Source organism: Paenibacillus sp. JT22N7, from assembly GCF_059383875.1.
This window is the reverse complement of the sequence record NZ_JBXENY010000002.1, coordinates 580,361-593,216: the sequence shown is the minus strand read 5'-3', so window position 1 is coordinate 593,216 and position 12,856 is coordinate 580,361. Positions and strand designations below refer to the sequence as shown.

Below are 12,856 nucleotides of genomic sequence, written 5' to 3'. Positions count from 1 at the left end.
AGACTGCCCAGCGTTACATCACCGTTGTCCGCATAATTTAAGGAGTGAACCGCTTGATTTTGTATCTATTTTTGTTTATTGCTATCTTTCTTTTCCCGGTCAGTTCCATAGTATTAATGATTCGAAGCTGGATCGTAGATGAGCGTACAGCTGTTAAAAAGGTGCATGTGAAAATAATGGAGGTGCTGTCCTTCCTCGCAATGGTAGTGTTTCTATGTGCAGGCTTTCTTCTAAACGACCACGGTGTAGCAGGTGGATTGCCGCTGCATCAATTGGAACGGACATTACACTTTCGGGATGCGTACGCTACCCTTTCCAATGATTATGTTGTGACCATTATTTGCAGCATGATTTTGAGCGCCTTCGCTTACTGGGGGTTGAAAAGTAACAGAGGAGCATTATCACCGCTTCTATACACAGCAGCATCTGTCCTCTTAATTGCCAATGTTATATTTGCTATCGTTTATTTTTCGCATACTGGCTTCGGCCATTACGGCGATGATTCCGCTGGAGCCACTCCTATTATTTTGCTGCATTTAGGCTTCGCTTGCTTAATCGGTTTGTATGCAGCTGAGCTTAAGCATTCCGCCAATGCGTTTATGCACAGCGCCCAGCAAGAAGAGATTGTGTACAGCAGCAAATGGCTGCGGTTCATGGACTATTTTCGCCAAAAATATTACCGGCTGCCGCTGCTCTGGTCGATTGCATTTTTCCCTGTCATGCTAATCGTCCAGCTGCCGCTTGTCCTGTTCGGACAGCGTCCAGATAGCTTCATCCGTGTATTTCTCGAAACGAGCAGCTTTCATTATTCGCAATTGCCAGCCCCTCCGCCGATTCTCGTGCCGGGAGACGGTCATTATTTATGCACCGTTTCGGTGAGGGGGCATCGTAAAATCGTCAAGCCACTGCGTGCCGGGCTTCGGCACGGCAACAGAATCGTCGTCAACCGCCAGCTGCTGGTTGCGAATGCTTTTGAAAATATTATTGAGGAGTACGCGCCGCGAACGCACAAAATCATCCGCCGCTGCTATGACAAATACGGCTATCCGCTCAGTAAGCACATCAATCAGCCGTGGTCTGCCGATGTCGTTTACCTGCTGATGAAGCCGCTGGAATGGATTTTCCTCGCCGTATTGTATACGGTCGACCGAAACCCAGAAAACCGTATTCATCGGCAATACAGCGAGCTGCGAAAATAGCCTTTTGGCAATAAAAAGAGCAATGAAAAAGAGAGATTAGCTTTGCTTAAAAAAGCAGGCTGATCTCTCTTTTTTTTAAAACGAATAGGTTGGATTCATTGGACATATGCTGTCATTATGCCTGGTACGGCACACTTCCAATAAACTCCAGCTGTGTGGATGTATCTTGATAGCTCCCCCGTTCGCCACCATACTCGAAATTGTACAGAATAATGACGATATTAAATTCATCCAAAGTCATACCTTTTAGCAAAGCGGCAAACTTCGGAATCAATTCCTCCTCATAGGAGAAGCCTGCTAGCAAATTCGCTGCATCGCCACCTCGATCTTCCTCTGCGAAAAATTCAGCTTCCCTGAAATCATCGTCATACCACTCGATGCCAAAATGCCCCGCGAAGACAGAAGGAACCGAATCTCCATCATCGGTATAATTAATTTCAAGCAGAACATCGAGCTGCTCCTCCGAGCCCAGCTTCCCCAGCCATAATGAAGCATAACCTGCTTTTTCCATGACAGTCCCTCCTGTAGCTTCTCGATAATATTTTCTTCTTTGAAATCCATAAGCACTTCTTCCCTCCTCATCCTTCAAATCATGAATGATTAAAGCATTTGTTAAAGATAAAGTTGTTGATTTTTGTAATGTGAGATCATAAACATTATGATATCTAATTTTAACTCTGAATGGCTCTTTTGTTTCTAAAACAATTACATAGAAAGATATATCAAGGGTCCCAATGTAATCATCCTCATAATCGAGTTCAACCTCGTACTCCATTTTAACAAATAGTTGTTGTACACCCACGAACCATGAGCATTTAGCTTGTCAGTTATTATTTCATGATTTTTTATAGGGTAAGCGTCAAATAGCCCCCACCTGTTCAAATAGATGAGGGCTAAGTTATGCTGAATTATGATTTAACAAGTTAGCGGAAGTGATGCTGACCGAGGTAACAGCTTGTCCAAAGCTCCTGGATCGTCGCCGGAAAACCAATCGATTGATCTGGTTCATCCTTCGCAAGCGGCCATGGAGCAAATCGCGCAGAGATTGTATGCTGCGATTTCCGTTCATCCTCACCATTCCGAAACCGCACACCGAAACAACCCCGGCCGAAAGACAGGAATCCGCACATTACATGCCGTTTTCTGCGCCATCGTCGCGCAACCTTACAAGAGTGTAAGGCAATTGTCATCTAGATCAATGGCATCAACCTATCTGCTCCTCTATACTAATCCATTGATAGGACTATTTTTAAGGGGGAGTTGGCGTGAGGATTTTTGAAATGCTGTTATTCTTTTCAAGTGCTTGTTTGTTGGCACTCCTGTTCATTTTCAATCAACGTATCCGAAGATCAGCTTTGCTCCTGACAAGCGGAGCAGGCTCCATTTTTTTAGTGATACATTTGCTTGTCGAAGGATACAGGGTTCAGCTTTTATTTTTATACGGATTTACGATCCTGATGCTTATGCTTTCGCTTATAGACGTTTTCATAACGCCGAAAGTCGTTCGGACTGCCTCGCGAATCCGTAGGGTGCTGGGCCGCCTTTTTATCGTGATTGGGCTAATCGCAACGGGGTGCTTCCTCTATGTGTTTCCCGTATTCGACTTTCCGGCGCCAACCGGCGAGTTGAAGGTAGGCACGCAAGTCTTTCATTTCATCGATCCAAGCCGGGAGGAGACATTTGGCAAAACCGCGACAGGCAAGAGGGAATTGATGGTTCAGGTATGGTATCCGGCTGGCACCGGCAAGTACGCTCCCTTTATTCCCGATACCCAGATTTTACGTTATATGGCCGCGAACTATGGCCTTCCCGGATTTACTTTTCAACACCTGAAGTACGTATCCAGTCATGCTTATTCGGGGGCCGAAGTCTCTTCGGCACAGACTTCATACCCGCTGATCCTTGCGAATCCCGGCAACGGCTCTTCCAGGTTCCTCCATACGTCGCAAGCCGAAAATCTCGCGAGTCACGGATATATCGTGGCAGTGATCGACCACACCTACAATACATTTGCAACCGAGTTTCCGGACGGTCGAATCACGACCAGCACAACCAACGACTTATTCTCGCCCGACCAAGATTACCGGACGAGTAGAGGAAATCGCGACAAGTTGGGAAAAGTTCTAACCGGCGATGTAGCGTTTGCGCTGGACCAATTCGAGCTCATCCAATCGGGGCAGATCCCAAGTCATCTAAAAGGGAGGATTGATCTCGGTCATGTCGGGGTATTCGGTCATTCCATCGGCGGAGCGACGGCCTATGACGCTTCTTACGATCCGCGAATCGCGGTTGGAATAGACCTTGATGGAGGGCTTTATCGACTGCGTGACAGAGAGGGTCTGCGAAAGCCGTTTTTGTTCATCAACTCGGAAAGCTATTCTGAAAAATTAAAAATGGTGATGGATAACCGGGTCTACACGGATGCAGAGCTTAACCGTATGGGCTCAACAAGAGAGTGGGAGGATCAAGTAACGGAAGATAAAAAGTTGGAGCTTGAACGGATGCGCGAAACGGTCGACGAAGGGGGACAAGTCCTCTATATCGAAAATACGGAGCATTTGAATTTTGCCGACGTACAGTTCATTTCTCCGATTTTTAAAATGCTGGGCATTACAGGAAAGATTGCGCCCGAAAGAGCGAACTCCGTTATCAATGCCTATATGCTGGATTTCTTCGATATGCATCTGAAAAATCAAGGCGGAATCTTAATGAAAGGACCGGATAGCCGCTTTCCGGAGGTGAAGTTCTTAACCCCGCTATAAATTACGGAACAGGCTACCGATTTTGATATGCTCTCCTTCAGTAGACAGGTTTAATAAATAAACCGCTACTTGAAGGGGAGTTTTCCTTTGTCTAAGAAGAACGAATACAATGCGATTGAGAAACTAGCCATCATACAGGAGTTAAAAGCAGGACAGAGCAGCCCTGTGGAAGTAGCAAAAAAAACATAACATCAGCGTTAGCACCTTAAGCAAAGGGCGGTCTACCAATCATCAGGAACGAATAGACATTGTTCTTTACTGTCATTCCAACGATCATGACTACGGGAAGACAGCGGAACAGTATCATTCGCAAATAACCAGTTCTTTCTCCCGATTACGAATGGCTTGATCGAGCGCTCACTGCGATTATTATCGCTCTCGAGCCGACCATCCTTCAGGAAGGCAATTTTCCCCACTGATTCAGGCTGTAAGCAATCGCTCTTCCAAACAGACACTTCGGCAGTGTTTGAGAGCGCTGTTGCTTGAGCCATATTAGAGAAGGAGAAACGCTGCCAGGTGGATCTACAGTGGCAAGAGGTACAAACTGTACGGGAGAAGTCTTTGGATCTGGAGTAGCTGAGGATGATACACGCTTTATTTTGTACAGCCAATATTTCAATTGTTCGACAGAACCATGATTTGCGGAGCACCAAGCTTTCATCGTGAGGCCACTTGCCCGATAGGCAGCGATACGTGTGTGCCAATCTTGTCTGCGTTGTTCTTTGGCATTCATGAGTTACCCTCCGTATTCAGGTTAATCTCATGATCTCATAGCTAGGTTAGTAGTTGAAGGGGTGGAGAGTTTGACGCTTACGTATTAGGAAGCGTGCAAAAAGGGCGCCCCGGCCATATAACGGCTTCAGATGCACCCTCTTTGTATTATCTAGATTGTAATACAATTTTATTTAAGTATATCGTTTGCGAGTTGTTCAAGCAGCGCTTGTTTTCCTAGTGCGGTAAAAGCTTCATTATAATTCTGTCTCGTAGAAAGCTGATAGACTTGAGAATCCTTCACAGCTTTTAATCCGCTCCAAATCTTGCTGTCCTTAAGCACATTTTCTTCACTCTCTGACATAAGAATAATGTGATCCGGATTTAAAGTGGACAATCCTTCAATACTTGTAACTTTGCCTCCCCATTTGTCCGGATCCGGAATACCCGGTGCTTTGGGCAGCTTCAAGTCGGAGTAAATAATATCGGCTACTCCAGTTGTGGAATAGATTCGCACTTCCTTTGCTGTTGCTTCAATGATGGCAAAAGTTTCATCAGGAATAGCCTTATTAATCTCGTCATGCAGTTGTGAGGCCCGAGCATCGTACTCTTTCAGCCATGCATTCATTTCATCCTTTTTATCAAGCACATCCGCCACGAAAGCAAATCTTTCCCGGAAAGAGCTGAAATTATAAGGCACTAATACTGTAGGAGCAATTTGGGACAGTTTATCATAGATCGGTGCCTGAGGGGGACCTGCCAAAATAAGATCAGGAGCCGCCTCCATAATGATTTCTGGATTGGTCTCCGTATTGTACCACCCCGTGTTTAAAGTTTTGCTATCCAGCTTCGCCTGCACAATAGGGGTAAAAAGCGTGGGATCATCCATATCTGTATTTCCGCTAGCAATCGGCTGGAAACCTAAAACCAGAAGTTCCTCTGTTGCTCCTGCAATATCCACAATTCGCTGCGGATTAGCGGGAATCGTTATCTGCTCCCCCCTTGCATCAGTAACAATGCGTGTTGCAGAGCTCCCGCCCTGTTGTAACACGGACGGTGAAGCAGAAGCGGAGGCTGTTGGTTGCTGTTGCTGAGCATCTGCAGCCTGCTGATTGCCTGTTGCTGAGCCCGAACTACTGCAGCCTGCCATTAGCAAGATCATAACAATTGAAGTTAGTTGCACAAAAAAGGATTTCCTTAACACAAATATGCCCCTCTCGAATGATAATCATTTTCAATCACCGATTAAGCATATATCGACAACCTCAGACAAGCTACCAGCCGACGGAGAAAATAACGGTTTAACGGATTTTTTCAGGGCTTCACCACAATATGTTGCTTATGCCGCTCCCTTCTTACGTCCGACGGAGAGCAGTCAAAAGATTTACGAAACACTTCAGCAAAATGGCTGAAATTGCTGTAGCCCACAATTTGTGCGGTCTGGCTAACACTCATATTTTCAAAACGCAGCAAGCTCCAAGCTTTTTCCATCCGTTTTTCCCGCAAATAGGAGAATACACTTTTACCAAATTGCTCTTTAAATCCGATTTTCAGCTTAAAATCATTTACCCCGCACATCCGCGAAAGCTCGATCAACGAAGGGGGATCAGCCATATGTAATAGTAGAAGCTCTTCCGCTTTTTTGATTTTATCGCGATCACTTCTAGAGAGTCGGCTTGGTCTATATTCATGGTCTCGTTCAAATAATAAAGATTCGAAATATAAAGCTAACAACTCCAAGGCCTTACTCTCGACATACATTCTGCGCATGGATGAGCTACTAGGAAAATTACGCAACTGGTTGAGAATCTGCAACGTTTCCGGACCTATACTTGTTCGAAACATTCGGAAACTACGGGTTCCTAAAATGTCTGCAAAACTCGTTTTCGTTCTCCCTCCCACTTCCTGCATATAGCTATCGAACAAGAACAGAGGGATACCGATGGCCATTGTCTGCAACTTCGACTGACTTCCATAATCGAACGATACCTGAAAATCCTTCATAAATTGCAGTGTGCAGCAGTTCGGTTCTAATTAATAGGCTGAATCCGAGACACATACCTCCGCATTTCCTTGAAAACAAAAACTAAGCTCTACCATCGCCGCGTTGGATTGAAAACTTACAATACGCCGTTTATTAAAAGTTAAATTTGACTCAATGCATTCAATGCCAGAATGGGTAATGAGACGATTTATTTGTCCTTCTCCATTTACTGAATCGAGCCGTATTTCATCCATTTTTTCATCGTAACGTTGTGGTGAGGATAAGGCATTAAAATAACGATTAATGATGCCATGATGTTCAGCTCTCATAATAAACCCCGTGTGGTCGCGCCCTGACCGTCAAACAGTCTGAAAAAATTGTGAATGATGGAGTTTGCCTTTATAAATAATTCATTTTGGATGGGTACAACAATAAGCTCTGTTATTGAAAAATTCATGTTAGCTCCTTTCTTCGATTGCAATTCATATATAGTTAAATTTTTGGAATATGCCGCAGTCTGTTTTTTAACTATATCAGACGAAATTAATTACAGACTAATGCTACATTTCTTACAGAAAATACTTCCTTTAATTGTTGAACAAAACTGATATCTTTCTTCCACTTACTATTAACATTAAGCAGATAAATAACAAATGGTGGCGCTGCACCGAAACCTCCACAAAGACAATCCTCAAGACTTTTAATATCATAACCATAGTAACCACCTGGGCCGTTAATAGCCTCACCAAGTGCACAGAAGAAATCAGAAGAATTTGTTACATTGGCTGTATCAATATAGTACTTTCCATTTTGTTGATCTTGAGAATTATGGCTTGTTTTGTAATGTAATCGGGCAACTTCTATCCATCCTATTCGCTGTTCTTTTGATAACGTTGTCCATACGTTTTTTTCTGTAAGTGATGATCTTCGCATCTCCCAAATCGCTAAATCTTCTTCCGCTGCCACTTGTAACAATTCCCCAATTAATTCAAGCTCAATCCTACACTCACTAAACTCGGACCTGAAATAATATTGAGGCTCTTTTAAAATTAAATAGTAAGATCCTATTGGGATCCCCTCATTATTTAGTATAGTGAGATATAAATTATTTATATATGTTTTTTTCTTGCAATATTCCTTAAACTCATCATTATATCGAAAATTTTTCAGAATTATTTTATGAAAAACCTCACTATCCATTTTCTCAATACAGTTTCCAGTCAGGCCAATAAGTTCAGAAGAGTTTCCAATAATTAAGTCACTCTCAGCATCTATTAAAGAAAATTTATAAAACATATAGCCTCCATAAGCTTTGACTTATTTCTTCCCACCTTCTGGATACCATGGGCCTGGAAATAGTCTAGATATCCTTTAGTTATGATTTAATGCAAATTCAAGCTAGCCATCCATCCTCTCCCTTGCTCTTCTGTCTCTCAAAGATACTGAGGGGACTGCCTCCTTAGGGCAGAGAACTAATAGAAATTGCAGATCAACTCACTAAATGAATTACAAACATGTACTTCTTCTATTCCACTATCTGAATCAGACTTACATAAAGATACCGAAGGTATACTGCCTGCCCGATAATCGAAGCAAAAAAGGTGTTCGTCCTCCCCTAGCCCGAATGGTACTAAGCCATATGGAATATGTTTTTTCACTGAATTATATTTCTCAAGAATATCGAATTCATCAAATACCAAGAACGTCAATAAGCAAATAAATTGTATACTACCTCTTCCATCCACCATAATATTTGAAGGAGATGGATAGCCACCTTGATATTTGATTGTATAATTCAGATAGTCTTGAGGAAAATGTATAGCAAGTCTCTCCTCAACAATCTTAACATTTTCAATATCCGCTTCCTTATAAACTGTTGTCCAAGTGACCATTAAGAATCCACTCCAACCGTTATAAAATCCGTTAATTATATATTCATTTTCTTCAGTTAATATCGTTTATAGATCATTCTGCTTTGTTATTCAAAATCAATCATTTCATCTATTGCATCTTTAAACCAATCCCAAAATGTAATATATGACTTGCGCTGTTCGTAACCAGGGGATGAAAAATCATGAACAATCTGTACTTCTTCAGTTTTTCCTACTTCAAAACAAGCAATATCATCATTATCAATCCTCCGGGCGAAGGGGATTAATAATCTATTTGGATATCTCTCTTGCACTCCCTTCAATCTTTGAAGAACTTGATCCTCATTCATTACATTCCATATATCAAAATCCACTAAACTAAGTCTAACTGTCTTTAAAAAAGCATCCGGATATTTAAAATCCTTTGGCAGTTGAGAAGTATTTGGTAATTTTATTTGCATAATCAAGTTACCATCCCATCCAGTAATATTTGCTCCCAAAGATACATAGTTCCAAACGAAAAAGAATACAAACTTCTATATCCTTGTAAACGCTCCAAAACATTCATCATCAGCTACTTGCCCATATTGAATGTCTAGGTAATGAGCTGCTACAGTTAGGGCAATTAACTCTTGGTGTTTTATGAGCCTCATCCAATGCCTCCCATCTATCCGGACAACCATAATACAGCTCTGGAATTGTCGGGTTTGCAATAACTCCGAACCAATTACACTCTTGGCACTGCACATTCTCAATTTGCACTCTTTGTAGTTTGTTATTCATGTTGAATAATAAACAAAACATCCACCTGTTCTGATCCCCTAATGGATAGAATGCAAGAGAAAACAAAGTATATTTTCGCACGAAATTCATCATGTTAAAAACCATGTCTAATGCACCAATCCTCTGCCCCTCAATAACAGGATTGTTTACCAGAAGTTTAAAAGCTTTTTTATCTAAAATATATATTAGTTGATTATCAATCTGTTGCTGAGAAATTAACTCATTATTTAGGTTCACTTTGGAGTAAAACCTCCTATACCAAATTTAATTAAGAACTCATTTTCTGTAGACCCCGGTATTGTTTGAGGTAGTAACTGGGATTTCGGGATTTAGCCTCGTATACTTTTCCATCATTTGCAAAATACTTGGCAATCTTCTCATCAGTAGTGACAGACATCAATGTCCTATCCATTTTAAAGGCTTTTGGCAAATCTGTGCCGAATGCACCATGAGCTTGAATACCAGTTTCACTATATGCTATTCGGGTGGCGTCACTTAATAAATGTCCTGTTTCATCATATATTAAATTCTCTAAATAGTTATCTGTCCCCGATATACTGTAACTAGTTCATCCGCTTCACCAAAAATATTCTTCAGCTTCGAACCCGCCAAAATGACACCCTTGGTACCATACTTACCCGCATGCTTCAGACCCGGAATTGGAATAATGCTCAGTTAGATGTGTTATTGGTTGAATAATGGGCTCATTCGGCTCCGGGTGAGGTATTTTTGAATAACCACCTCTTTTATATTTGTATTTTTTAACATATAGCCACGGATAAAAAAAGAAACCACAACTCGGCGGTTAACCCGAATTGTGGCGTTGTTGGGTGTTGTAGTGGGCTTGTATAAAATGTTGACCGAACCGACCCTTAGAATTTAATTTTTTCCATTTAAAAAGCTTACTTGTTTCCAGTCAGTTTCATATTTTTTTTCATAAGCTATAAAGCCTTCAGTTGAAGACTTTTTTTCAAGCATCCTTATAGCGTCATATTTACTACAACCTTTTTCAATATACATTTCATCTTCTAGAAATAAGATAAATATAGAGCTAGATTCATCATTATTCGCTAAATAGAAACCAAATAATTCGTTGTATTGAGTGCTAAAAAACAAACATAAATACTCTACTTTGAGTTTAATATGTTCTTTGCATTCAATTAATCCTTCTTCATAACTAGCAAATAAATTAAAATCATCCAAATCATAAATTCTATGCATTGAGATTAACGGATTCATGCCTCTTATATATAAGCCTATGACTTCACCTTTATCCTCCTCTAGGTAAAGAACATGATCTAATCTTTCGTTATCATCCTCAGCATGTAAATAAATAATATTCGAGAATTTTTTTTGCACAAAAAAATAATCAAACTTTTTTTTGAAAGATAATATATAATTATTCATGCCCATCCTCACTCTCTAATTAAATCTAGTTCCGATTTCAGTTTACTCGACAAACGATCTCCTTTTTTATTCAAAAAAGTCAATATTTCGTTTGTATTTCGATTAACTAAAACAACTGCATCACCCTTAACAAAGGCATCTACAGACTCAATTGTATTCCAGTTAAAAGGATTTGAATTAGCGAGATTTTTGGGGTCATTTACAATTGATAAAATGAACTCTTTCATCCCTTCTTTATCTCCTTTTATTATTTGAACACCTAAAGCCTTTGAAGTTGTATAAATATCTAGAGCATGTTTTCTTAATTTTGTATCGAAATTCGGGCTAAAATTCGGGCTACCATTACCTATCCCCTTAATTTCACAATTATGAACCCAAATCCCCAGATTCGACACAAAATAAGAATGAAAGTCCTCAACCTCAAAGTTATAAACCGTTGCTTCGCGCGACTCTTTCTCGATCTTGTCTATTGCCAGTTTAGTGCCGTCACTCGAAACAAGCAAGTCGCCGACTTTCAGGTCTTTAACAAACGTCCATCCCTTGCCATCAAGCCAGAATGGATGCTCGCCTGTGACCTCGATGATTTCATCTCCGATATGGACGTAATAGATTTCATCAGCCTGTTTCTGGAACAGCCCCACGACTTCTTTATAGGCCACTTCTCCGGTTTCGTCATCCTTAGAGAGAACCTTATCCCCTACCTCGATTTCCTCGATCGGTTTCTCCCCTTCGTCGGTGAGAACCTTGGTTCCTGCTGTAAAGCAATTACATTCGTAGACGAGTTTTTTCGTCGTTTTAACCGCATCTTCACCAAAAATATTCTTCAGCTTCGAACCCGCCCAAATGACACCCTTGGTACCATATTTACCAGCATGCTTCAGACCCGGAATCGGAATAATGCTCAGCGTGGCTCCAATTCCCTCTCCCCAACGGTCTCCCGCCGAGAGATGTTCGCCGGTAATATAATTGTTACCCGTAAATGCCTGCTGGAAGCCTTTCACCGTGCCTACCCGTGGTACTAGGATAGGATAAAAAAGACCTTGAAAGGCGAGTAAGCCACTCAAGGTCTATAGAAGTAACTCCTCTTTAATTCATTCCTCAAAATTATGAGAACAGTTGGCCTTCCTATTCAGTATGACTTTATCACGGAATAGATTTACTAATTCTAATTTTATAACGTCATTAATCTGGGCTTTTCAAGCATCTTCCTACTAATTCATTCACATCGTAATCATCTGGCTTAAGACTTAATGAAATAGTATCTTTAATTTGCTCAGTATTCTTGTAATTCATATGGACGATATTATTCACAAAAAATTTTTTAGAAGGATTAATTTCATCAATTAAAATACTTCCTACTAAATCCCCTTGATATTTTCCAGTTACAACGACTACATTAACTGTTTTAATAAACATTGAAAATTCAATAGTTAATCTAAACAAATTCTTCACCACCGCCGTTGTTGCTCATACAATTCCCTCCTATAATCCCTAAGATGTTGTATTGTCTCTCTAGTTTCAGAATTTGGTATTCCATATACCTTCCTATATTTAATTAATTTTTCTTTAGCTTCTATCTCCATTTCTAAAATATTTGATCCCGTAGCTCTTCCAGTTCTATACTGCGTAGCATGTATGAATTCCTCAAATACTGCTGAAGTAGATGGGTTTGGTCTAAAGGCTATCGTGGTAGCATTTATTGTTGAAGCTTCTGTACCATGCCAATTCAACAAAGGAACTGCTTCATGTTCGGGAACAATAAGTCCGCCTTGCCTTTCAAAAGCATTTTTCATCCTATTGAACTTTTCCGAGTCCATTGGGATATGTCCGGATCCACTATCAATCCTATTTAAAGTATTACCTATTCCTCCACCAAAAATATTCTTCAGCTTCGAACCCGCCCAAATGACTCCCTTGGTGCCATACTTACCCGCATGCTTCAGACCCGGAATCGGAATAATGCTCAGCGTGGCTCCAATTCCTTCTCCCCAACGATCTCCCGCCGAGAGATGTTCGCCGGTAATATAGTTATTGCCTGTAAATTCCTTCTGGAAGCCTGTTTTTATTACTACCCGTGATCCCAAGTTGATACTCGAATAGGATAAAAAAGACCTTGAGAATTATTACTCTCAAGGTCAA

15 protein-coding genes and 2 pseudogenes are annotated in these 12,856 nt (G+C 41.0%); 2 read left to right on the top strand and 15 right to left on the bottom strand.

Going from position 1 to position 12,856, the window contains the following annotated elements:
- Window positions 1-53 precede the first annotated feature (53 nt).
- Window positions 54-1,199: a DUF6688 domain-containing protein gene (locus AC50Y5_RS07295; protein ID WP_494859474.1), complete on the top strand. Its 1,146-nt coding sequence runs from the start codon at window positions 54-56 to the stop codon at window positions 1,197-1,199.
- Between the two features lie 115 nt (window positions 1,200-1,314).
- Here AC50Y5_RS07295 and AC50Y5_RS07290 read toward each other — a convergent pair whose 3' ends face one another.
- Both AC50Y5_RS07290 and AC50Y5_RS07285 read right to left on the bottom strand, forming a co-directional pair.
- On the bottom strand, window positions 1,315-1,710 hold the full coding sequence (locus tag AC50Y5_RS07290) for an immunity 22 family protein (RefSeq protein WP_494859472.1): 396 nt from the start codon (window positions 1,708-1,710) through the stop codon (window positions 1,315-1,317).
- Window positions 1,711-2,122: 412 nt separating this feature from the next.
- Entirely contained in the window at window positions 2,123-2,290 is a 168-nt protein-coding gene (locus AC50Y5_RS07285; protein ID WP_155973073.1) for a hypothetical protein, read from the bottom strand.
- A gap of 174 nt (window positions 2,291-2,464) precedes the next feature.
- Between AC50Y5_RS07285 and AC50Y5_RS07280 the strand changes: the two genes are divergently transcribed.
- Window positions 2,465-3,961, top strand: a complete 1,497-nt coding sequence (locus AC50Y5_RS07280) for an alpha/beta hydrolase family protein (protein ID WP_494859470.1) — start codon at window positions 2,465-2,467, stop codon at window positions 3,959-3,961.
- A gap of 305 nt (window positions 3,962-4,266) precedes the next feature.
- Here AC50Y5_RS07280 and AC50Y5_RS07275 read toward each other — a convergent pair.
- The 13 genes and pseudogenes from AC50Y5_RS07275 to AC50Y5_RS07215 form a co-directional block, all read right to left on the bottom strand.
- Window positions 4,267-4,451: pseudogene (locus tag AC50Y5_RS07275) on the bottom strand (IS66 family transposase); the annotation flags it as partial.
- Between the two features lie 33 nt (window positions 4,452-4,484).
- Window positions 4,485-4,694: pseudogene (gene tnpA / locus AC50Y5_RS07270) on the bottom strand (IS66 family insertion sequence element accessory protein TnpA); the annotation flags it as partial.
- 168 nt (window positions 4,695-4,862) lie between these two features.
- Entirely contained in the window at window positions 4,863-5,876 is a 1,014-nt protein-coding gene (locus AC50Y5_RS07265; RefSeq protein WP_494859468.1) for an ABC transporter substrate-binding protein, read from the bottom strand.
- A gap of 110 nt (window positions 5,877-5,986) precedes the next feature.
- Entirely contained in the window at window positions 5,987-6,685 is a 699-nt protein-coding gene (locus tag AC50Y5_RS07260; protein WP_494859728.1) for a helix-turn-helix domain-containing protein, read from the bottom strand.
- A 21-nt stretch (window positions 6,686-6,706) separates the two neighbouring features.
- Window positions 6,707-6,985: a hypothetical protein gene (locus AC50Y5_RS07255; protein ID WP_494859466.1), complete on the bottom strand. Its 279-nt coding sequence runs from the start codon at window positions 6,983-6,985 to the stop codon at window positions 6,707-6,709.
- A gap of 214 nt (window positions 6,986-7,199) precedes the next feature.
- Complete coding sequence (locus AC50Y5_RS07250) at window positions 7,200-7,952, bottom strand: barstar family protein (protein ID WP_494859464.1); 753 nt, start codon at window positions 7,950-7,952, stop codon at window positions 7,200-7,202.
- Window positions 7,953-8,128: 176 nt separating this feature from the next.
- On the bottom strand, window positions 8,129-8,548 hold the full coding sequence (locus AC50Y5_RS07245; protein ID WP_494859462.1) for an SMI1/KNR4 family protein: 420 nt from the start codon (window positions 8,546-8,548) through the stop codon (window positions 8,129-8,131).
- An 86-nt stretch (window positions 8,549-8,634) separates the two neighbouring features.
- Window positions 8,635-8,988 carry a hypothetical protein gene (locus AC50Y5_RS07240; RefSeq protein ID WP_494859726.1) on the bottom strand — a complete coding sequence of 118 codons (354 nt, stop codon included), beginning with the start codon at window positions 8,986-8,988 and terminating at the stop codon, window positions 8,635-8,637.
- 109 nt (window positions 8,989-9,097) lie between these two features.
- Window positions 9,098-9,547 (bottom strand): hypothetical protein, encoded by a 450-nt coding sequence (locus tag AC50Y5_RS07235; RefSeq protein WP_494859460.1) that lies wholly within the window; start codon window positions 9,545-9,547, stop codon window positions 9,098-9,100.
- 642 nt (window positions 9,548-10,189) lie between these two features.
- Window positions 10,190-10,717: a hypothetical protein gene (locus tag AC50Y5_RS07230; RefSeq protein ID WP_494859458.1), complete on the bottom strand. Its 528-nt coding sequence runs from the start codon at window positions 10,715-10,717 to the stop codon at window positions 10,190-10,192.
- Between the two features lie 8 nt (window positions 10,718-10,725).
- Entirely contained in the window at window positions 10,726-11,781 is a 1,056-nt protein-coding gene (locus AC50Y5_RS07225) for a polymorphic toxin-type HINT domain-containing protein (protein WP_494859457.1), read from the bottom strand.
- A 118-nt stretch (window positions 11,782-11,899) separates the two neighbouring features.
- Window positions 11,900-12,160: a hypothetical protein gene (locus AC50Y5_RS07220; RefSeq protein WP_494859456.1), complete on the bottom strand. Its 261-nt coding sequence runs from the start codon at window positions 12,158-12,160 to the stop codon at window positions 11,900-11,902.
- 5 nt (window positions 12,161-12,165) lie between these two features.
- Window positions 12,166-12,801: a hypothetical protein gene (locus AC50Y5_RS07215; RefSeq protein WP_494859454.1), complete on the bottom strand. Its 636-nt coding sequence runs from the start codon at window positions 12,799-12,801 to the stop codon at window positions 12,166-12,168.
- Between the last annotated feature and the right edge of the window lie 55 nt (window positions 12,802-12,856).

What these genes read in the sequence shown, in the direction of transcription:
- AC50Y5_RS07240 (WP_494859726.1), bottom strand. Translation starts at nt 8,988, where the DNA reads ATGCAAATAAAATTACCAAATACTTCTCAACTGCCAAAGGATTTTAAA.
- AC50Y5_RS07255 (WP_494859466.1), bottom strand. Translation starts at nt 6,985, where the DNA reads ATGAGAGCTGAACATCATGGCATCATTAATCGTTATTTTAATGCCTTA.
- AC50Y5_RS07230 (WP_494859458.1), bottom strand. Translation starts at nt 10,717, where the DNA reads ATGAATAATTATATATTATCTTTCAAAAAAAAGTTTGATTATTTTTTT.
- AC50Y5_RS07290 (WP_494859472.1), bottom strand. Translation starts at nt 1,710, where the DNA reads ATGGAAAAAGCAGGTTATGCTTCATTATGGCTGGGGAAGCTGGGCTCG.
- AC50Y5_RS07245 (WP_494859462.1), bottom strand. Translation starts at nt 8,548, where the DNA reads ATGGTCACTTGGACAACAGTTTATAAGGAAGCGGATATTGAAAATGTT.
- AC50Y5_RS07250 (WP_494859464.1), bottom strand. Translation starts at nt 7,952, where the DNA reads ATGTTTTATAAATTTTCTTTAATAGATGCTGAGAGTGACTTAATTATT.